The organism is Verticiella alkaliphila, assembly GCF_018904615.1.
GTDB classification, from domain to species: domain Bacteria; phylum Pseudomonadota; class Gammaproteobacteria; order Burkholderiales; family Burkholderiaceae_B; genus Verticiella; species Verticiella alkaliphila.
Genome location: NZ_JADCNH010000005.1, coordinates 108,963 through 128,536 on the forward strand (window position 1 = coordinate 108,963; position 19,574 = coordinate 128,536).

Consider the following 19,574-nt stretch of genomic DNA (forward strand, 5'->3'; position numbering starts at 1 on the left):
GCGTTCTCCGTGTGAGGATGGGAAGTCCGCTGGAGAACGGGTCAGGCCCGGTTGTTGACGCGCTCGGCGATCCACTGATCGATCTCGATGGAGTCCCAGCCGACCGCGCGCACGCCCAGGCGCAGCGCCTTCGGGAACAGGCCTTTGCGCATCAGGTTGTAGATGTGGGCGCGTTTGAAACCCGACTTGGTTTCGACTTCATCAAGCCGCAGGATGCGGCGCTCGCTTGCGGGCAGTGCAGGTGTTTGCGACATGGCGGTCACTCCTGAACGCTCAGTGGCGTTTGTTGGCGTGACCTCCATTCAATAGACATGGATGGGAAAAGACATTGCAAATGCAATCTCCGCGATTGCACATACAAGATGGAAAACCTCAGACTGTCGCGCTACGCAGCCGGCGTCTGGCCGTGGCGAACTTGCCGTTTAGCGTCCGCTCCGCGATCCCCATTGCGCCGCTGTGATGGGCGACCAATGCACTAACCACCGCCTCCTGAGTCTTGAAGCTGGAGTACGGCACGCCCGAAGGCGACTGGCCGAGCATCAGGTCCAGCATGCTGCCGATAATGTTCAGGTAGGTGGCTTCGGCGCGATCACTGATCAGGCACTGTGCGCCAGCAGAGGGCGCCATCTGCTTGAGAAGCGCCCCGTGCTTTTCCTGCAACTCATGCAGTTGGCGTTTGTACTGGTCCAAGGTGGACTTCAGGGCCAGGCGCTCGACTAGCATCGCCTGCCCAGTTTCCAGCGAGATGAAGGGATGGGCGATGCGCTCGCTTCGGGAGAAGAGGAAGCCCGGTCGTTGCTCGGGATAGTGTTGTCGCATCCAGCGCTTCAGATCGACGTGACGCACCGTCAGATCAGGGGAGTCGATCAGCGTGGAATCGCGCGTCGTGATGCCGTTCTGCCCGAAGGGCAGTTCTCCATTGAGGATGCCGTCGAAGATACGTTCGGTGCAAAGCCTCAGCTCGGCACAACGTGGGCAGTCCAACGACTGCGGCAGGCGCCTTGGCGACGAAATCGAAGCCAGGATCACCTGCTCGTATCGCAGCAGCCCGGCCCAGCGGATGGACGCTTCGATCGGGCGATAGAACACCTTTGATGTTGGTGCATCATTCTTGTTCTCGTGCATGCTCCGTCTCCTTCCAGGAGAAGAACTACATGACCGACTCCTTTGTCACCGACCTCATGGTCGGCCTGTCGTCTGTGCAGGAAGTGGGCACCTAAGGCCGCTTCGTCATGTGGTTTGAATACTTCTCACCAGTTCGCGCAACTGGTAGTCGTCGTGTGCTCGATGTGCAAAAATTCATCGATTAGAAGGTCGAGCATCGGGACGTAGGCTCGACAGTGACGCTCACGCTATCAGGGTCGTGAGAAGTTACGGTTTCTGCAAAACCGTCTAGGTATGACCTGATATGCCAGCGGTCTCAGGAGGCGTGAGGGGGCCGCAATCGTCGTCGAATGTCCAGCCGGACGCAGCAAACCCGCATCTGTCATGCTTGCCCCGTCATCCTGATATATCGACAAAGAATCGTGTGCGGAAACGCGGTGGCCAGCGTGCGCGTTCTTTCAAAGGAGCTTGAGCAGAAGGTCGCCTGTGAGTTGTGGTGCAGGCGTTCCCAGGTGGAATCCGACCTGTGCCATCACCAGAACCATCTGCCTGATCGTCTTCGCGATGATGGATGCGGGGCAGACAACCGGGCGTGGATGATGAGTTCGAGGCAGTCGCCTACGACGATGTACCGATCGTGGGTCTGGTGTACTGAGTGCAGCTCTTTGGACGTCTGTGGAACTCTTTGGACGAATTTGTTGCCGAGGACGAAAAACAAGGCTACAATTGAGGTCTTCGCTGGCCAGCCCAACGAAGAAAGTGTTTGGGAAACAACGACTTACTGTCCTAGTACACGTCTCGTTTCCCGCTCCAGATTCAAGAAAGCCCAGACTTCGGTCTGGGCTTTTTGCGTTGGCCCCACGGCGAACGCCCGTCCTCTCAGCAGACGCTCGCGCGCCGGGTTGGTCTCAAGCCTTGACCTTGAACGCCGGCAGCTTGTCGCTCAGGCTCTTGCCCATCTCCGTGCCGAGCGCCTGCAGGCGACTCATGGGGCGCACCATCACCTCGAATTCGACGATCTGGCCTTGTTTGTTGAAGCGGATGAGGTCGATGCCCTTGAGCTGCTCGTCCCCGATGGTGGCGCTGAACTCCAGGACCACTTTCGGGCCATCCTCGTCGGCGAGCTGGCGGTGGTAGGTGAAATAGGCGAAGACGCCATCCCCGAATTACGGACGGCGCGCGAGGACGCGTTCACCGCGCTCAAGGCCATCATCACGGTCGTCCTGGGCCCGGATGCCAAGGACACCGACGCGTAGCGCGCCGCCGTGGCCTGCTGGTCTTACACACACGGCCTGGCCTCGCTCTGGCTGCACGGCGTGCTGCACACACGCAGCGACCCGACGAGCGAGCAACTGGTGCGCCGCACCCTGCCCGCCTTCGCCCAGCTTATCGAGGCCGCGCGCCGCGAATGAACCTGCGGCGCGCGGGGATGTGCACTTACGTCAGACCACCGCCGCCACGGGCTTCTTGAAGAGCCGCAACGCCAGCACAGTGACGGCGACCCCGGCCACCAGGGCCAGCAGATAGATGCCCAGATGGGTGACGGCGTTCGGGATCGGCAGCACGAAGACGCCACCGTGCGGGACTTTGAGTTCGACCCCCGCCATCATCGAGATCGCGCCCGCCGTGGCCGCACCCAGCACCAGCGCCGGGATGGTGCGCAGCGGATCGCGGGCGGCGTAGGGAATCGCGCCTTCGGTCACGAAAGCCAGCCCCAGCACACCGGCCGCGCCCGCCGAACCGCGCTCCTCCTTGGTAAAGCGATCACGGAACAGCCAGCAGGCGAGCGCGATGCCCAAGGGCGGGGTCATGCCGCCGATCATCGTGGCGGCCATCGGCGTGTAGACCTGGCTGGAGATGAGCGCTGTCGAGAAGGCATAGGACGCCTTGTTGACCGGCCCGCCCATGTCGATGGCCATCATGCCGCCCAGCAACAGGCCGAGCAGGATCGCACTGCTGCCCTGCATGCCGCGCAGCCACGCGGTGAGCCAGGCCATGAGCTCGGCCACCGGCGTGCCGATCACGTACATCATGAGCAGGCCCACCAGCAGCGTGCCGAGCACGGGCAGGATGAGCACGGGCTTCAGGCCCTCCAGGCTGCGCGGCAGGCGCAGCCAGCGGTTGAGCCAGTAGACGCCATAGCCCGCGATGAAGCCGGCGAGGATGCCGCCGATGAAGCCCGCATTCATGTTGACGGCGACGAGGCCGCCGATCATGCCCGGGGCAATGCCGGGGCGGTCTGCGATCGAGTAGGCAATGTAACCTGCGAGCGCCGGCACCATCAGTGTGAACGCGGCCTTGGCGCCGATCTGGAACAAGGACCAGGCGAGCGTGCCCTGGTTCGCATCGTCGAACGCATAGATGCCGCCCAACGCAAAGGCCAGCGCGATCAGCAGACCACCGGCCGTGACGAACGGCAGCATGAACGACACGCCCGTCATGAGGTGGCGGTACGGACCGCCGCCGCGTGCCTTTGCGCCCGGGCTCGCAGCCGTGGCCGCCGACGCCGTGCCATGCACGCGGGCCTCGGCCAAGGCCTTGGCAATCAGTCCCTTGCCATCGTTGATCGCGGGCTTGGTGCCGCTCTTGAACAAGGGTTGCCGGCAAAGCGCGAGAGATCCACTTCGCGATCGGCGGCGATGATCACCACGTCGGCGGCGGCGATCTCCGCGTCGTCCAGGGCATCCTGCGCGCCCACGGAGCCCTGCGTTTCCACCCGGATCGCGTGGCCCAGCGCCTTCGCGGCCTGTTGCAAGCCTTCGGCTGCCATGAAGGTGTGCGCAATGCCGGTGGGGCACGAGGTCACGGCGACGATGCGCTTGGGCGCGCCGGCCCCGGGGCCGGCGCCCGTGGCCGGGGCGGTCGCCGGCGAAACTGTGCCGAGACCGACCGCCGTACGTGCCGACGCCGCCAGGGGTGCCAGTGCACTCGCCGGGTCATCTAGGGCCGCACCGAGCGGCGAGCGGACGATCTCAGTGGCAGCGAAGCGTCCGAGCTCGGCCTCGCCCTCACCGATGACGAGCACGCGGGACGCCTCGGCGACCTGCGCGGGCGTGAAGGCGCCTGTCACGCCCTGCCCGCTGCGGATCTCGATGGCGAGGTCCAGGCCGTGTTGACGGGCAGCGTTGCGCAATGCTTCGGCGGCGAGGACCGCCTCGATGCTGCGCTCACCGGCGGCGATGACCACGAGGGATGCTTGCATGGGGAACTCCATGAATCAGATATCGGCTGCCGGTGTCGGCAAGGCCGTCAAACCACAGTCTCGATCAGTACGCTGCCGGCCAGCTCGCGCACCTGCGCGGGATCGAGTCGCCGCGCGTCACCACTGCCGAGACGACTCATCGAGAACGCGGTGGCCAATCGCGCGCACGCGGGCAACGTGAACGCCGGCTCGCGCAACGCCGCGGCGATGCCCGCGACCATCGCGTCACCCGCCCCCACCGTGCTGCCCTGCACGAGCCGCGCGGGCCGCGCCACCAGGGCGCCACTGCGGTCCACGAACAAGGCGCCGTCGCTGCCCATCGAGATCACCACCAGCGCGATGCCGCGTGCCAGCAGGTCGCGCCCGGCGGCCAGCAACGCTGCGCGGTCGGTCAGGGCCTTGCCCGTCCAGGCCTCGAGCTCGTGACGGTTCGGCTTGACGACATACGGCGGCGTCGCATGACCGAGCGCGGCGACCAGCGCATCGCCACTCGTGTCCAGGAGGACGCGTGCGTCAGCCTGCCCTGCCATCGACTGCAACTGCGCCCACGCGTCGGCAGGCAGCCCCTCGGGCAGGCTGCCCGAGAGCACCACCGGCATGCCGGGCGCGACGAGGCCGGCCAGCTGCTCGCGCACGCGGGCGAGTGCGGCGAGATCCGCGCGCAGCCCCGGCAGGTTGACGTCCGTCGTCTCGCCGCCGCCGTCCTCCACCAGCTTGATGTTGGTCCGCGTCGTGCCCGGCACGCGCAGGCAACCATCCGTGATGCCTCGCGCTGCGAACAGCGCGCGAAACACCGTGTCGTTGCCCGCACCCAGCAACCCCAGCGCGGCGGTGGGCAGACCCCAATCCGCCAGGCAGGCCGCCACGTTGATGCCCTTGCCACCCGCATCCTCACGCACGCTGCTGGCGCGGTGGACGTGGCCGGGCTGCAGTCGCGCCAGCCGCACGGTCTGGTCGATGGCGGGGTTCAGGGTCACGGTGATCGCCGACAGGCTCCCGAGCCCTGGCGCACGGCCGTGGCCTTCGTGCGTCGGCACCGGCCCGCCGCGCCCCTCGACGGCGGTGGATGCGGCACTGCCCTGCACACGCGGGCCATCGCCAGCCGCGGTCTGCGACGCTTGCGTGGCCGTGCTCATGCTGTCCCCCGATCGAGCGCGCGCACCTGCGCGGCATCCTCGCAATCGAGCGCCTGCTCGGCGAGCGAGCGCAGCGCGTCGAGCGCACTGGCGCGCAACCGCGCCTTCACGGCAGGAATGTCGTTCGGCGTCATGGAGAGCTCGTCCACGCCCAGCCCGGCGAGCAGCGCCGCGCCGAAGGGGTCGCCTGCGAGCCCCCCGCACACGCCGACCCACCGCCCCTGCGCACGCGCGCCCTCGACGGTGGCGCGGATCGCGCGCAGCACCGCTGGATGCAGGCTGTCGGCCTCGGCGGCGAGCTCCGGGTTCTGACGATCGATGGCCAGCACGTACTGCGTGAGATCGTTGGTGCCGATGGAGAAGAAATCCGCATGGCGCGCGAGCACATCGGCCTGGGCAGCCGCGGCCGGCACTTCGATCATGATGCCCAGGGGCACGGCGGGCGCCGAGAGTTCGCCGCGAATGCGCTCGCAGATCGCGCGCAAGGCTGTGAGCTCTGGCACCGAGGTGACCATGGGGAACATGATCGACAGGCGCGCGCCGTCCTTGGCGGCCCGATAGAGCGCGCGCAGCTGCGGCTCCAGCAGATCGGGCCGGCGCAGCAGCAGCCGGGCGCCACGCACGCCCAGGAACGGGTTCTCCTCGCGCGGCAACTCCAGATGAGCCACCTGCTTGTCGCCGCCGATGTCGAGCGCGCGCACGATCAACGCACGGCCGTCGAGCGCCTGCGCCATCGCGCGATAGGTGGCGTATTGTTCGTCCTCGTCCGGCGTGCTGCCTCGCTCCAGGAAGAGAAATTCCGTGCGCATGAGGCCCACGCCCTCGGCGCCCTGCTCGAGCGCCAGCGGCACCTGCTCGGGCAGGTTCACGTTGGCGCCGATGTCGATGTGATGACCGTCGGTGGTCTGCGCCGGCTGCGCCCGCTGGGCCGCCTCGCGCTCGCGGATCGCCTGCTGTTCGTCGATCCACGCGCGTGCACTGGCCAGATCCTCGGCAGACGGCGACAAGTACAGCCGACCCGTGGTGCCGTCGAGGATGGCCTCGCTGCCGGCAGCGATGCCAAGCAGCCCTGCCCCGCCGGCCACGACCGCCGGCAGACCCAGCGTACGCGCGAGGATGGCCGTGTGCGAGGTGGGGCCGCCTTGTGCCGTGGCCAGCCCGAGGACGCGGGCGGTGTCGAGATTGGCCGTATCCGAGGGCGACAGATCCGTGGCAAGCAGGATGCAGGGCACGTCCGGCAGGCCCGCCATGCCACCTTGCGCCGTGCTCGGATCCAGCTGTGCCAGGACGCGGCGACCCACGTCGCGCAGATCCGCCGCGCGGGCAGCCAGCACCGGATTGCCCAGGCTGCTCAGGCTGCCGGCAACCTGCTCCACGGCATCGTGCCAGGACCAGGCCACGCCATGCCCCTGCACCATGGCCTGGCAGGTGCGCGTGATGAGATCCGTGTCTTCGAGAAGCCCGGCCTGCGCGGCAAAGATGGCGGCATCCGCCGCGCCCAGGCGGCGCTGCGTGTCGTCCTGCAACGCCTTCAATTGCAGGCGCGTGCGATTGATCGCGTCCTGCAGCTGCGCCCCACCCTCGCCCAGCGAGGTCGGCCGATCCACCACATCTGCCTGAGCGGCCGCAAGCACGTGCACCGGGCCGATGGCCAGCCCCGGGCTGGCGCCAATGCCGGCGACGGCTGCCTGCGCCTGGGGCGGGTTCCACCCGGCCACGGGTGCGGCCTTGCGCTGGGCTGCGCGCTCGGCGTCGGCCTTCTCCTGCGCGACGAGGCCGTCCATGACCTTGCGCAGGGCGGCGAGCAACGCCGGCGCGTCGCACCTTCGGCCGACACCGTGAGGGCGTCGCCCTCGCGCAAGCCGAGCTGCAGCAGCGCCACCAGGCTCTTCGCATCGGCGGCTTCGGCGCCGGCGCGCACTTGGGCGCGTGCCGAGAATCCGCGTGCCGTCTCGGCCCACCGGGTGGCCGGCCGGGCATGCAGACCGCTGGGGTACGCGACGACCCAGTCGAAGCGCTCGGCCAGATCCGTCGCTGCGGAGGCGCCCGTCACCGGGGCGTCCTCGCCCGCCAACGCGGCCGCGATCTCGTTCGCGTCCTCGGTGACGAAGAGGCGCTGCAGCGCAGCCTCGTCCTGCAGCAGACGCGTGAGCCGGCGCAACACCGTGATGTGCGTATCGGACTGGGCGGCGATGCCGACCACTAGGTGCGCGGTCTGGCCGGGATTCCATTCGACCCCGTCTGGCAACTGCAGTACCGCGATGCCGTCACGGCGCACCAGATGCTTGTCCTCCCCCTGCCCGTGCGGGATCGCCACGCCGTGGCCGAGGAAGGTATTGGCCAGCGCCTCGCGGCCCAACATGCTGGCGGCAAAGCCTGGACCGACGCAGCCCACGGCAGTCAGCATCTGCGCGGCCTGGGCAATGGCATCGGTCTTGTCGCGAGCCTGGGCGCGCAACTGGATCAGTTCCCGGGTGGCCGGGGCAAGAGCGGACGGCGTGGACAAGGGGACTCCAGAGTCAGACGGGGCGGGTGTAGTATATCGGAATTGGGAACGTTCCCAATCCGGATTTTATGTGCAGTGCACAATAGCAACGCGGCGGTCTGGACGCCGTTTGCGATGGCCGCCACCCCTGGCGAAGCGGTATTCGATGGGAACGATTTCAATGCGTGTGAGCATCAACGATGTGGCCCGGGTGGCGGGGGTCTCCAAATCCACCGTGTCACGTGCGCTGGGTGAAGGATCCGTGAGCGACGTCGTGCGCGAGCGCGTGCTCGCCGCCGTGCGCGCGACAGGCTACCGCCCCAACATGGCCGCCCGGCGGCTGCGCTCGCAGCACACCGACGTGCTCGGCGTGATCGTGGCGGACATCCGCAACCCGTTCTTCACCGCACTCATCCACGTTGTGGAAAAGGCCGCGCACGAAGCCGGCATGCGGCTCACGCTGTGCAATACCGACGAAGATCCGCAGCGCGAGGCCGAGTGCCTGGAACTCATGCAGGACGAGCGCATCGCCGGCCTGATCCTCGCCCCCACCCGCGGCACCGTTGGCCGGGCGAGCCGGCTCGCGCTGGATTGCCCGGTGGTGCTGATCGACCGCACCGTGCCCGGCAGCCGGCACGATGCCGTGGTGCTGGACAACCAGGCAGCAACGGCAGAACTCGTGGAGCATTTGTGGGTACAAGGCCACCGTCGAATCGGCGGCCTCTTTGGCAGCACCAGCACGACGGCCGCCGAGCGCCGCGATGGCTATCTCGGGGCCATGCGGGCCCATGGTCTCGACGCGGCGTATCGCGAGGTGGCGCCGACGGTCGATGCCGCCATTGCCGAAGTCGATGCCTGGCTGCGGCAGCCCGACCGGCCCGATGCCCTTGTGGCCAGCAACAGCCTGCTGCTGATGGGAGCCCTGAAGGCCGCACGCAGCGCCGGCTTTCGCATCCCGCAGGATCTCGCCCTCGCCGGCTTCGACAATGAGCGCTGGACCGAACTGGTCGAACCAGGGATCACCGTGATGGAACAGCCCGTCGAAGACATGGGGCGCGCAGCCATGGCCCTGCTGCTTGAACGCATCGAAACGCCGCATCTGCCGGTACGCCGACTGACGATGCATGGACGCTGCCTGCCGCGCGGCTCCACGGCCCCGAGAGGCACGGGCAGCGCGGCGTGACCACGGTCGACGGGGAACAGGCAAGCGCCGCGCCAGGCAGTGTTGCACCCGCGATCGCGAAGGCTGTGTGACTCGCGACGGCGCTTGCCGGGACGGCACCGAGCACGCTCGCGTGCCGTGTGAGCGCACCAGCGATCAGGCGCTAGCCCGATGCTCCGCGAGCGGCTGCGAGACCCAGGACGCATACAGGCGATCCTGCACCAGCGCCTGCCACGCCGGATCGTTAGCCCACCGCGGCTCGCGCGCGAGATCCCGCGCGCGCCGCAGCGCGTGCTGCGCCAGCAGGAATTCACGCCGCAGCCCCTGCGCGCCCTGATCCATCCAGAAGAGACCCTCCGCATACAAGGCCGATGCCGCGATCAGATGCACGCCCGGGTGCAGGCCGGGCAAATCGCCCCAGACGGTGTAGTGGCTGCGCGCGTCATAGGCCGGAAAGCGACGCATGACCGGATCGAGCATCGTCGCATTGAGAAATCGCGCATACGCCGCTTCGCAGGCAGCCGCCGCATCGGGATTGGCGGCGCGCAGCGGCTCCAGCTGCGCCATGCCTGGCACCTCGAACTGCGCGAAGAGGTGTTGCAGGGCATTGAGCCGATGCCTTCGGGGATGGCGTCCAGCCAGTGCACGGCCAGGGACGCGGGCAAGGCAGGCTTGCTCCCGGGCGACTCGCGCAGGTACTCGGCGAGGGACCGCAGATCGGCCGCATCGTCGCGCGCCACCAGGTCAGCGAATTCAGGCCGGGCGAGCAGGCGAGACGCCAGGTGAAAGCTCGACCACGCGCCGCGCCGCACCGCGGCGAGCGCGTCATCGGGGCGGCCCATCACGAGGCACGCCAAGGCCACCGGCTCGAGGATCGATGGCCATCGCCAGGCCTCTGCCTTCACCGCCTCGAAGCACGCGAGAAGCGGCTCGGCCTGGCCCTGCCCGAGGAGGCTGTGCGCATACTGCTCGAGGCCCTCCCAGAAGAAGCTGTTGTAGGGATCCTCGCGCCAGACCGCCTCGCGATGATGCGCAGCCCAGTCCGCGAAGAAGGCGGCAAAGGCCTCGACATCACCGCCCTGCGCCTGTGCCTGCTTCACCTCGGCTCTCAAGCGGTCGATCGGGTCGGGCGCATCGAGCAAGGCATGCCAATGTGCCTCGGCCTGCGCCCAGGCGGCTTCCGGGTCTGCGCGGCGTTGTACCTCGGGCGTCATGTCCCCACCGAAGCGCCCCCAACACGACACGATGACGTCCCCCGCCTTGTCACGTAGCCAAAGCAGCGCGCCCACGCGCGGATCGCGCCGCAACGCGCGCTTGCGGATCACCTCGCACGAGGCCGCATCCACCGGCAACCGAGACTCGCCGAGATAGACGGCACCGCTGCCCAGGAGCAGGATGAACGGCATGAAGTACAGGCTGTCGTCCACGTGACCGCCGGGGCCCGCATCCTCGATGACCTGACCATCGCGCCGATACCAGCGATACTGGTCGCGCCCGAAGGGGCCCTGCACGGTGAAGGTGGCCGGGTCCGCGCCCGGGATCCGCCGCGCCTCGGTGTCCAACACGCCGTCTGGACACACATAGAACGTGGCCGCTTGGCTGCCCACCGCCTTGAACCTGGCCGGATCCGTCCGGACCACCTGACCTCGAACCACCACCTGAGTCGCGTCGGCCACGCCATAGGCCGTCTGCTTCAGCGTGTAGGGATCAACGCCCGGCAACGGCACGAGCGCGCCGTGATCCCGCCACAGCACGAGATGCCCGTTGTAGTGATAGTCCGCAAAGAGCCGCACGGGCTGCAACAACGTGGCGTTGGGCAGCTGCGACTTCGCGATTGCCTGACGGCGCGCCTGCAGCTTGCGCTCGATCTTGCGCCGCAAGGCCGGATCCACGATGCGCGAGGACGTGAACCACGGTCGGTCCTGGCGCTGGAACTGATCCGCGATCTTGAAGAAGTGCGCGTCCTGCACGGCGTCGAAGCGGGCGAGTGTGGCTGCGTCGAAGCCGTCCTCGCGCGCGCAGGTGCCTGGCCGGATCGCAAAGCCAGCGCTCGGCGGCGACGCGAGGAAGTTGTTGGCATCGTGCGAGATGACCGCGCGATCGACGCCCTCGAGGTCCTTGACCTGCACCGCCTTCAGGATGGCTTCGATCTCCGGTTGCGCCAGCAAGTCCTCGAGCGGCCGGTCATAGTGGAAGTAGCAATGCACGACGAGTGCCTGCTCCTTCTTCAGATACTTGAAGACGACGACATCATCCAGCCCGTCCGTCACGCTTGCCGCGATGGCTTCGGCCAACGGCTCCAGCGCCTTCGAGCGCATCATCGCGGCGAATGCCGGCGGCGTCATGTGGACCAAGGCGGTGAACGAACACGGTTCAGACATCAGGCACGTCCTCGTGGGCAGGTGGCGCTACGGTATCAGAACCGGCGCGACACAGCGTTCGCCGACCGTAACCGGTACGATGGCGATCCCGACGCTGGCGAGCCTGCATCCCGATGCCCAAGACGCTGACATCCTTTCTGACCGGACTCCTTGCGCTTTTCTGGTGTCTGGGCGCGCATGCCCAATACACCGTCACCTCGCTGCCCAACCCCAAGGCGCAGGGTCAGGAGCGCTTCGTGAGCGACCCGGATGCGCACCTGAGCGCCGGTACCGTGGCGCAGCTGAACGCACTGAGCGCGCGCATCGAGGCCGAGACCGGGGCCGAGTTCGCCGTAGCTGTCGTGGATGACTACGTGGGCGACAGCGACTTCCAGTTCGCCCTGGATCTCTTCACGCACTGGGGCATCGGCAAGGCCGGCAGCGACAACGGCCTGCTGCTCTTTCTTGCCATGGAGCGCCGCGAGTATCGCTTCATCACCGGCTATGGGGTGGAAGGCATCCTTCCCGACGCGTTGCTCCGCCGCATCGGCGAGACCTATCTCGTACCTTACCTGCGCGACGGCAACGTGGACATGGCTGTGCTCGCAGCTGCGAAGGCGGTGGAGAGCGTCTTCCTGTCGCCGGATCACGCGCTCGAACTCCAGCACCTCGCGGCCTACCAGCCCACCTACTGGAACCGCCATGCGGCGCCGCTCGAGCGCACACTCTGGGTGCTCGGCGTCTTCGCCCTCGCCTTCGTCTGGATCAGCCGGGCGCGCGAACGGGTCGTCGCACGGTATGGCGTGGAGCGCACCCACTACGGCTCCCACCCGTTCTGGTTCGCTGTCGTCAGCTACATCGTGCTGCTCTTTGCACTCACGTTCCTGCTGATGTTCCTGGACGCGATCGACAGCGTCTTCCGGATCGTCAACCTGCCTGTGTTCGCGGCCGGCTTCGGCGTGCTGCTGCTGCTCTACCACCACCACATGAGCAGCCACTACCTGAGCGAGCGCACGCGCGATGTGAAGACGAGCCTGGACATGCGCGTGGCGTTTGCACGCCTCACAGTCATCCCGCTGCTGCTCGCGCCGCTCGCCTGGCACGCGTACTACCGGCTCGTCACGAACAGCCGGGAAGCCCGCGCACGTGAAACCGCACCCACGCGGGCCGGTCAATGGACCCGCCTGCACCGCGACAGGATCACGCAGAAGGCGGCCCAGGGGCATCTGAGCCCAGAACAGGTCTGTGAGGAGCGCATCGGCGCCCGCTCGTACGAGATCTGGCAGGATGCCGGCACGGGGAGCACCGAGGTCGTGGCCTTTCCCGGGGCCAAGGCACGGCAGTTCAGTGCCTGCCCCGAGTGTCACGCACAAGCCCTGGGCAAGCCCGAAGTGAAGGTGCGCCAAGCCGCCACCCGCTCGCGCGAAGGCGCCGGCGAACGCCTGCAGTACTGCCGCTTCTGCGACTACAAGGTCTCGCTGGGGATGGTGGTGCTGGCCAAGCTCTCGGATGGCTCGAGCTCGGGCTCGGGCGGCTCGGGCGGCGGCGGCACCTCCGGGGGCAGCTTCGGCGGCGGCTCCAGTGGGGGTGGCGGTGCAGGGGGCCGCTGGTGAACGCGCCGCAGCCTCTGTGTCCCGATCAGTGGTTGGTGATCTTGTTGTCCTTCACGACCCGGTCCCAGCGCTCGAATTCGCTCACCAGACGCGTCTTCATGTCGGCGCCCGACTGATACGTCGCCACGGCGCCGATCTTCTCCATCTGCTCGCGCATGCTGTCCTGCGTGAGGATGATGCTCAGCTCCTTCTCCAGACGCGCGGTCACGTCGGTCGGGGTGCCGTTGGGCACCACCAGGCCGCTCCACGAACTGGCCGCGAAATCGGGGTAACCCTGTTCGGAGATCGCCTTCACGTCCGGCAGGAAGGTCTTGCCATCGACCGAGCCCAGGGCCACGGCCTTCAGGCGGCCCGAACGGATGTGCGGCATGGCGGCGATGGTGTCGGCCATCATCACGCCCACTTGGCCACCGAGTAGATCGGTGATGGCGGGCGCGCTGCCGCTGTAGGGGATGTGCAGCATGTCGAAGCCGGCCACGCCCTTCAGTTGTTCCATCGCCAGATGCGCGATGCTGCCGGTACCCGGCGTCGTGTAGTCGACGGACTTGGCCTTGGCGGCAGCGATCAGGCTGGGCAGATCGCTCACCTCCGGCAGCACCTGAGGATTCACGACGATGACGTACGGCAGGTCGTACACGGTCGCCACGGTGGTGAAGTCGGTACGGACGTCGTAGAGATTGTTGCCATAGACGAGCGGCGACACGAGTGCCGGCATGCCGAACATCGAGATCGTGTAGCCGTCGGCCGCCGATTTGACGAAGGCTGCGGTGCCGATGGACCCCGAGGCGCCCGGCCGGTTCTCGACCACCACGGGCTGGCCAAGACGTTCGGACAGCTTCTGCGCCACGGCGCGCGCAGCGACGTCCGTGGGGCCGCCGGCCGGGAAGGCCACGATCATGCGCACGGCGCGCTCCGGCCAATCGGCGGCGTGGGCGGTCAGCGGGTTGAAGGCCAGCGCAGCCGCGAGGGACAGCGTCGAGGCTTGCAGGAATGTTCGACGAGAGGTGTGGCGCATAACTATCTCCTTGTAGTGTGATCAGATGATGTGTTGTGACTTCAGGTCGTTCAGGGCCGCGTCGTCCAGGCCGAGCAGCTCCTGCAGGACGGCGTGCGTGTGTTCACCCAGGTGCGGCGGATCGTGGCGCACGGAACTGCGGGCGTTGTCGATGACGTAGGCCGGCGCATGGATGGACTGCGCACCGGCGACGCTGTCGACGTAGTCGTGCAGCAGGCCGGCTTCGCGACTGCGCGCAGACAGCAGCGCTTCGTTCAGACCATGCACTTCGCCGCAGGGCACGTCGGCCGCGTGCAGCCGGGCGAGCAGATCGGCCCGGCGCCATTGCGCCAGATGCTCGTACAGGATCGACAGCAGCGCGTCTCGATGACGCGAGCGCTCGAGATTGGTGGCAAAGCGCGGATCGGCGGCCAGCGCTGGCATCTGCAGGACCTGCTCGCAGAAGCGGCGGAACTGGCCGTTGTTGCCGACCGCGATCACGAGCGGGCCATCGGCGGCCTCGAAGACGCCGTAGGGCACGATGGAAGGATGCGAGTTGCCGAACTTGGGCGGATCACCGCCCTGCAGCAAGGCTGCCATTCCGTAATAGGAGGTGATCGCCAGACCGCAGTCGTACAAGGCCATCTGCACGTGGCGCCCATGCCTCGTGCGCGTGCGCTCCAGCAGCACGGCCAGGATCGCCTGCGCGGCGAGCATGCCGGTGAACATGTCCACGGCAGCCACGCCGAACTTCAGCGGGCCCTGGCCCTCCTCGCCGTTCATGGCCATGATGCCGGACTCGCCCTGGATGACGAGGTCGTAGCCGGGACGGCCGCGCTCCGGTCCGAGCACGGAATAGCCGGAGATCGAGCAGTACACGATGCCAGGGTTGATGGCCTTGGCCTGGTCGTAGCCAAGACCCATCTTGTCGGCGCCGCCCAGCTTGAAGTTCTGGATGACGACGTCCGACTGCGCGATCAGCCGGCGCGATCGCCTGGCCCTCCGGGTTCTGCAGATCCAGGCTGATCGAGCGCTTGTTGCGGTTGGCGCTGTTGAAGTAGGACGTGTTGTCCTTGCCCACCTTCACCCCCCAATCGCGCGTGTCGTCGCCGCGTGTCGGGTGTTCGACCTTGATCACGTCCGCGCCGAGGTCGCCCAGAGCCATGCCGCACAGGGGCCCGGCGAGTACGCGCGACAGATCCAGGACGCGGAATCCCGCAAGCGGTTGAATGCCCAGCATGTCTATCTCCTCCAGTGGCAGGAATCCCGGCTGCGGCAGACCTGCGGCACGAAGGGCAGGCCGAGGGGGAACCGGGGCCCGTATTGTCGTCATGCCAGCCCGGCTGACAACCCCAAAAGCCATTGACATCACGTCAAAGAATATTGAACATGCAAGCCGCCAATATGCTGTAGAAGCGCCGGCGTCCGCCAGACACGCCGAGGTCCGGCGTCACAAAACTTCGAACGAATCCGTAGAAACCCTTGGACCTCCTGTCTCTCTCGATCCTGGTCGCCATCGTCGACAGCGCAATCTCAGCCAGGCTGCCCGCGCTCTCGGCATGTCGCGCGCCAACGTGAGCTATCACCTCGCCCAGCTCGAGAAGACGCTGGGCGCCGAGTTGTTGCGGCGCACCCCGCAGGGCATGGACCTCACGCCCGTGGGCGAACGCGTCTACTACCACGCCCGCAACATCGTCCACGAATCCGCGGTCGTGCGCGAAGTGGCCAAATCCAGCAAGGACGAGATGACGGGCCGCGTCGGCCTGAGCGCGCCCACAGGCTACGGCCAGATGGTGATGGGCCCGTGGCTCATCGAATTCAAACAGCGCTACCCCGGCATCGTGCTCGACATCCGGCTGGAGAACTTTATCGAGAATCTGGTGCGCGATGGCGTGGACATTGCGCTCAGTGTCATGACCGCACCGCCCCCCATGCTCGTCGCACGCGACCTCGGACTACTGCGCTACGTCGTATGCGCCTCCCGCCACTGGGCCGAGCAGAACGGCATGCCCCAGACGCTGCAGGCGCTGCAGGGCACGCCGGTCATGACCTCCGGTGGCATTGCCGGCAAGGAGCGCCTGGTGGCCAGCCGAGACGGCAAGGAAGAACAGGTGCTGCTCAAGCCTACGCTCGTCTCGCGCAATTTCCCCTACCTGCGCGAATGCATCCTGGCGGGTCTGGGCGTGGGCATCGTGCCGGACTACACCGTGCATCACGACGTGCTTGCCGGGACGGTCGTGACGAGCCTGCGCGATTGCGAGCTCACGATCAACCGCGGCCACCTGTATCTGCTCTACATGCCAGGTCGGTTCCAGTCGCGCGCGACGCGCACCCTGATCGACTTCCTGATCGAGAAAATGGGCGGCACCGGCCCCTTGCCCAAGATCGGTGAGGACTGAATCGGAACACGGGCTCGTTTGACAACGTGTCTCGGTTGTTTCATAATCTTCCCCTTTCCCAAACACGGCTTGCCGTGCATGGGATGACTTGCAAATGCCGTTGGTGTTTGCCTGCTGGCGCAATGGCAGAGTGGTTATGCACCGGATTGCAAATCCGTAGACCTCGGTTCGATTCCGGGTTGCGCCTCCAGATTTTTCGCTTCAGCGTCGCCGCTTTGATGCGAAAATTCTGGAAAGCCTTAAAAGTGTGGTATGATCTTTGTCTTTCCTGATCACCGATCAGCGAAATACGCGGGAGTAGCTCAGTTGGTAGAGCGCAACCTTGCCAAGGTTGAGGTCGCGAGTTCGAGACTCGTCTCCCGCTCCAATTTATGATCTACAGACTTCCACTGACGTCTGTAAGTCATTGAAAAGAGGAGCTTCGGCTCCTTTTTTCATTCCAGCGAAAGCCACGGAAGTCCACTGACAGCCACCATTTTTGAGGCCAAAAACAAGGCCAAAGAATGCGGGTCGTGCCGGTTCCGGGTTGTTGCTGGGGTTGGATCGGGATGACAAGCAGCATCGGGCCTAAGTCCAAGACTTAGGAGCTTGATGATGACACTCTCTGATCTGACCGTGCGGCAAGCCAAAGCCGCCGAGAAAACCTACAGCATCCCCGACACCGATGGCCTCGGCCTGGTGGTCGCCCGCACCGGCGGCAAGTCGTGGCATTTGCGCTATTACTGTTGGCGCGCATCCAGAACTGACCCACTTTCGGCGGTGATGCGCGGGTAAAACTGACCCACCTGAAGCCCACATCCTGAGCATCTTTTGCTCGGGGGATTTCAGGAGTGATCACCATGGTCATGTTGGCCAAGATCCGGCGGATGCATTTCCGCGATGGCCTGCCGCTGCGCGAGATCGCCAAGCGCACGGGCCTATCCCGCAATACCATCCGGCGATGGCTGCGCAGCGGCCAGTCCGAGCCGGTCTATCCCAGGCGAGCCTCGCCCTCCCGGCTCGATCCCTACCGGTCCCAGTTGGAGACGTGGCTGCGTGCCGACAGCCATCGTCCCCGGCGGGAACAACGCACCGCCAAGGTGCTGTTCTCGCAGTTGCAGGCGATCGGCTATCCGGGCACCTACACCAGGGTGACGGCCTTCATCCGCCAGTGGAAGGCGGCCGGCGGCGCCAGCCGCCGCCCGGCCTTCGTGCCGTTGCACTTTCCTCCGGGTGAAGCCTTCCAGTTCGACTGGAGCCGCGAGTACGCCTTCGTCGGCAGCCACGCCAAGATGCCGCTGGATCTCGCCCACGTGAAGCTGGCCTGCAGCCGCGCCTTCTGGTTGGTGGCCTATCCCACCCAGAGCCACGAGATGCTGTTCGATGCTCATACCCAGGCGTTTACCGCCTTCGGTGGCGTGCCGCGCCGCGGCATCTACGACAACATGAAGACGGCGGTGGACGGGATCGGCCAGCACCGGGAACGGCGGGTCAACGCCCGCTTCCACGCCATGACCAGCCACTACCTGTTCGCCGCGGAGTTCTGCAACCGCGCCGCGGGTTGGGAGAAGGGGCGGGTCGAGAAGAACGTGCAGGACCGGCGCCGACAGATCTGGATCGAGGCCGGGGCCCGCCACTGGCCAGATCTGGACACCCTCAACGCCTGGCTCGCCAGCGAGTGCCGCGCCGCTTGGCCGATGCAGGCGCATCCGGATGCCTCCGACATCACCGTGGCCGAAGCTCTGGAGGACGAACAGCCCCACCTGATGCCGATGCCCGCGCCCTTCGACGGCTACATCGAGCGGCCGGTGCGGGTCAGTTCGACCGCGCTGGTCAGCTTCCAGCGCAACCGCTACAGCGTGCCGTGCGAACACGCCCACGCCGTCGCCAGCCTGCGCGTGTATCCCTTCGAACTGGCCGTGGTGGTCGGCGAGGCCGAGGTCGCCCGCCACCGGCGCAGCTTCGAGCGTGATCGGGTCCACTACGACTGGCAGCACTACATCGCCCTGGTCCAGCGCAAGCCGGGGGCACTGCGTGACGCGCGCCGTTCCTGTCCATGCCCGATCCGCTGCGCAAGCTGCAGCAGGTGTTGCTGCGCCAGCCTCACGGCGACCGCGCCATGGCCCAGGTGCTGGCCGCCGTACCCGTGCACGGGCTCGAAGCGGTACTGGTGGCGGTGGAACTGGCACTCGAGTCCGGCCTGGTGCGCGCCGACCACGTGCTCAACGTGCTGGGGCGATTGCAGCATCCGGACCGCACGATCGAGACGGTCGCCTCGCGAGTGACGCTGCGTCATCCGCCGGTGTCCGATCCGGCCCGCTACGACGCCCTGCGGGAGGCAGATCATGTCGACGCCTGACCTGCCGCTGCGCATGCAGCAGCTCAAGCTGCACGGCATGGCCAGCCAGTGGCCCGAACTGCTGGCCAAGATGCGCCTGCACACCATGGAGCCCGAACACTGGATGGCCGAACTGCTGCAGGCCGAGTCCGCCGAACGGCAGGTTCGTGCCCAGGCCAACCAGATGAAGGCCGCACGTTTCCCCGTCCATCGTGACCTGCTCGGGTTCGACTTCGCGGCCAGTCCCGTTGATCGCGCACTGGTCGAACGACTCCACCAGGGTGACTTCATCCACACCCCCGAGAACGTCGTCCTTGTCGGTGGACCGGGCACCGGCAAGACCCACCTGGCCACCGCCATCGGCATCCAGGCCGTGCGCCAGCATCGCCTGCGCGTGCGCTTCTTCTCCACCATCGAACTGGTCAATGCGCTGGAGAAGGAACAGGCCCAGGGCAAGGCCGGGCAGATCGCCCTGCGCCTGACCTATGCCGACCTGGTCATCCTCGATGAACTGGGCTACCTGCCGTTCACCCCCTCAGGCGGCGCGCTGCTGTTCCACCTGATCAGCAAGCTCTACGAGCGCACCAGCCTCGCCATCACCACCAACTTGGCCTTCTCCGAATGGGGTCAGGTGTTCGGCGACGCCAAGATGACCACCGCGCTGCTGGATCGCATCACCCATCACTGCCACATCCTGGAGACCGGCAACGACTCCTGGCGGCTGCGCAACAGCACCGCCGCCAACAAGACCAAAGCCAGAATCAGGGCAAAGGAGGCCACCACCCAGACCACCAACTGATAC

The 19,574-nt window shown here is 66.7% G+C and carries 12 protein-coding genes, 2 tRNA genes and 6 pseudogenes; 10 read left to right on the forward strand and 10 right to left on the reverse strand.

Going from position 1 to position 19,574, the window contains the following annotated elements; genetic code table 11:
- Positions 1 to 41: 41 nt before the first annotated feature.
- The 3 genes and pseudogenes from IMZ29_RS05645 to IMZ29_RS05655 all read right to left on the reverse strand — a co-directional run.
- Entirely contained in the window at positions 42 to 254 is a 213-nt protein-coding gene (locus tag IMZ29_RS05645; RefSeq protein WP_009459729.1) for an AlpA family transcriptional regulator, read from the reverse strand.
- 118 nt (positions 255 to 372) lie between these two features.
- Entirely contained in the window at positions 373 to 1,125 is a 753-nt protein-coding gene (locus IMZ29_RS05650; protein ID WP_033972340.1) for a hypothetical protein, read from the reverse strand.
- 887 nt (positions 1,126 to 2,012) lie between these two features.
- Positions 2,013 to 2,258: pseudogene (locus tag IMZ29_RS05655) on the reverse strand (nuclear transport factor 2 family protein); the annotation flags it as partial.
- Between IMZ29_RS05655 and IMZ29_RS23055 the strand changes: the two are divergent.
- Positions 2,235 to 2,360, forward strand: a complete 126-nt coding sequence (locus IMZ29_RS23055) for a hypothetical protein (RefSeq protein ID WP_256445158.1) — start codon at positions 2,235 to 2,237, stop codon at positions 2,358 to 2,360. The pseudogene IMZ29_RS05655 and the gene IMZ29_RS23055 overlap by 24 nt on opposite strands.
- Before the next feature lie 9 nt (positions 2,361 to 2,369).
- Positions 2,370 to 2,516: a hypothetical protein gene (locus IMZ29_RS05660; protein ID WP_216181473.1), complete on the forward strand. Its 147-nt coding sequence runs from the start codon at positions 2,370 to 2,372 to the stop codon at positions 2,514 to 2,516.
- Positions 2,517 to 2,546: 30 nt separating this feature from the next.
- Here the strand turns inward: IMZ29_RS05660 and IMZ29_RS05665 are convergent.
- The 3 genes and pseudogenes from IMZ29_RS05665 to ptsP form a co-directional block, all read right to left on the reverse strand.
- Positions 2,547 to 4,306: pseudogene (locus tag IMZ29_RS05665) on the reverse strand (fructose-specific PTS transporter subunit EIIC).
- Between the two features lie 47 nt (positions 4,307 to 4,353).
- Positions 4,354 to 5,442 (reverse strand): 1-phosphofructokinase, encoded by a 1,089-nt coding sequence (pfkB, locus tag IMZ29_RS05670; RefSeq protein ID WP_216181476.1) that lies wholly within the window; start codon positions 5,440 to 5,442, stop codon positions 4,354 to 4,356.
- Positions 5,439 to 7,948, reverse strand: a pseudogene (ptsP, locus tag IMZ29_RS05675) (phosphoenolpyruvate--protein phosphotransferase). The gene pfkB and the pseudogene ptsP overlap by 4 nt, the downstream one beginning before the upstream one ends.
- Positions 7,949 to 8,108: 160 nt before the next feature.
- Between ptsP and IMZ29_RS05680 the strand changes: the two are divergent.
- Positions 8,109 to 9,110, forward strand: a complete 1,002-nt coding sequence (locus tag IMZ29_RS05680) for a LacI family DNA-binding transcriptional regulator (RefSeq protein ID WP_216181672.1) — start codon at positions 8,109 to 8,111, stop codon at positions 9,108 to 9,110.
- 135 nt (positions 9,111 to 9,245) lie between these two features.
- On the opposite strand, the gene IMZ29_RS05685 is transcribed toward IMZ29_RS05680, so the two are convergent.
- Both IMZ29_RS05685 and IMZ29_RS05690 read right to left on the reverse strand, forming a co-directional pair.
- Positions 9,246 to 9,554 carry a hypothetical protein gene (locus IMZ29_RS05685; RefSeq protein ID WP_216181479.1) on the reverse strand — a complete coding sequence of 103 codons (309 nt, stop codon included), beginning with the start codon at positions 9,552 to 9,554 and terminating at the stop codon, positions 9,246 to 9,248.
- Positions 9,470 to 11,470, reverse strand: coding sequence for a hypothetical protein (locus tag IMZ29_RS05690; RefSeq protein WP_216181482.1), 2,001 nt, complete (start codon positions 11,468 to 11,470; stop codon positions 9,470 to 9,472). Before IMZ29_RS05690 ends, IMZ29_RS05685 begins: the two co-directional genes overlap by 85 nt.
- Positions 11,471 to 11,583: 113 nt before the next feature.
- On the opposite strand from IMZ29_RS05690, the gene IMZ29_RS05695 reads away from it, so the two are divergent.
- Positions 11,584 to 13,062: a TPM domain-containing protein gene (locus tag IMZ29_RS05695; RefSeq protein ID WP_216181485.1), complete on the forward strand. Its 1,479-nt coding sequence runs from the start codon at positions 11,584 to 11,586 to the stop codon at positions 13,060 to 13,062.
- Positions 13,063 to 13,087: 25 nt separating this feature from the next.
- Here IMZ29_RS05695 and IMZ29_RS05700 read toward each other — a convergent pair whose 3' ends face one another.
- Both IMZ29_RS05700 and IMZ29_RS05705 read right to left on the reverse strand, forming a co-directional pair.
- Positions 13,088 to 14,077 carry a Bug family tripartite tricarboxylate transporter substrate binding protein gene (locus IMZ29_RS05700; RefSeq protein WP_216181490.1) on the reverse strand — a complete coding sequence of 330 codons (990 nt, stop codon included), beginning with the start codon at positions 14,075 to 14,077 and terminating at the stop codon, positions 13,088 to 13,090.
- 21 nt (positions 14,078 to 14,098) lie between these two features.
- A pseudogene (locus IMZ29_RS05705) lies at positions 14,099 to 15,296 on the reverse strand (CaiB/BaiF CoA transferase family protein).
- A gap of 319 nt (positions 15,297 to 15,615) precedes the next feature.
- Here IMZ29_RS05705 and IMZ29_RS05710 point away from each other — a divergent pair.
- The 6 genes and pseudogenes from IMZ29_RS05710 (at position 15,616) to istB (ending at position 19,571) form a co-directional block, all read left to right on the forward strand.
- Positions 15,616 to 16,455, forward strand: coding sequence for a LysR family transcriptional regulator (locus IMZ29_RS05710; protein WP_253206877.1), 840 nt, complete (start codon positions 15,616 to 15,618; stop codon positions 16,453 to 16,455).
- A 116-nt stretch (positions 16,456 to 16,571) separates the two neighbouring features.
- Positions 16,572 to 16,645 (forward strand) — tRNA-Cys (locus IMZ29_RS05715).
- Between the two features lie 101 nt (positions 16,646 to 16,746).
- Positions 16,747 to 16,822 (forward strand) — tRNA-Gly (locus IMZ29_RS05720).
- 227 nt (positions 16,823 to 17,049) lie between these two features.
- Positions 17,050 to 17,178: pseudogene (locus IMZ29_RS05725) on the forward strand (Arm DNA-binding domain-containing protein); the annotation flags it as partial.
- A gap of 116 nt (positions 17,179 to 17,294) precedes the next feature.
- Positions 17,295 to 18,793 (forward strand): annotated as a pseudogene (gene istA, locus IMZ29_RS05730) (IS21-like element ISPa36 family transposase).
- Positions 18,780 to 19,571 (forward strand): IS21-like element ISPa36 family helper ATPase IstB, encoded by a 792-nt coding sequence (istB, locus tag IMZ29_RS05735; protein WP_003097544.1) that lies wholly within the window; start codon positions 18,780 to 18,782, stop codon positions 19,569 to 19,571. The pseudogene istA and the gene istB overlap by 14 nt, the downstream one beginning before the upstream one ends.
- The last annotated feature ends 3 nt before the right edge of the window (positions 19,572 to 19,574 follow it).

What these genes read in the sequence shown, in the direction of transcription:
- IMZ29_RS05645 (WP_009459729.1), bottom strand. Translation starts at nt 254, where the DNA reads ATGTCGCAAACACCTGCACTGCCCGCAAGCGAGCGCCGCATCCTGCGG.
- IMZ29_RS05650 (WP_033972340.1), bottom strand. Translation starts at nt 1,125, where the DNA reads ATGCACGAGAACAAGAATGATGCACCAACATCAAAGGTGTTCTATCGC.
- pfkB (WP_216181476.1), bottom strand. Translation starts at nt 5,442, where the DNA reads ATGAGCACGGCCACGCAAGCGTCGCAGACCGCGGCTGGCGATGGCCCG.
- IMZ29_RS05680 (WP_216181672.1), top strand. Translation starts at nt 8,109, where the DNA reads ATGCGTGTGAGCATCAACGATGTGGCCCGGGTGGCGGGGGTCTCCAAA.
- IMZ29_RS05685 (WP_216181479.1), bottom strand. Translation starts at nt 9,554, where the DNA reads ATGCGTCGCTTTCCGGCCTATGACGCGCGCAGCCACTACACCGTCTGG.
- IMZ29_RS05690 (WP_216181482.1), bottom strand. Translation starts at nt 11,470, where the DNA reads ATGTCTGAACCGTGTTCGTTCACCGCCTTGGTCCACATGACGCCGCCG.
- IMZ29_RS05695 (WP_216181485.1), top strand. Translation starts at nt 11,584, where the DNA reads ATGCCCAAGACGCTGACATCCTTTCTGACCGGACTCCTTGCGCTTTTC.
- IMZ29_RS05700 (WP_216181490.1), bottom strand. Translation starts at nt 14,077, where the DNA reads ATGCGCCACACCTCTCGTCGAACATTCCTGCAAGCCTCGACGCTGTCC.
- IMZ29_RS05710 (WP_253206877.1), top strand. Translation starts at nt 15,616, where the DNA reads ATGTCGCGCGCCAACGTGAGCTATCACCTCGCCCAGCTCGAGAAGACG.
- istB (WP_003097544.1), top strand. Translation starts at nt 18,780, where the DNA reads ATGTCGACGCCTGACCTGCCGCTGCGCATGCAGCAGCTCAAGCTGCAC.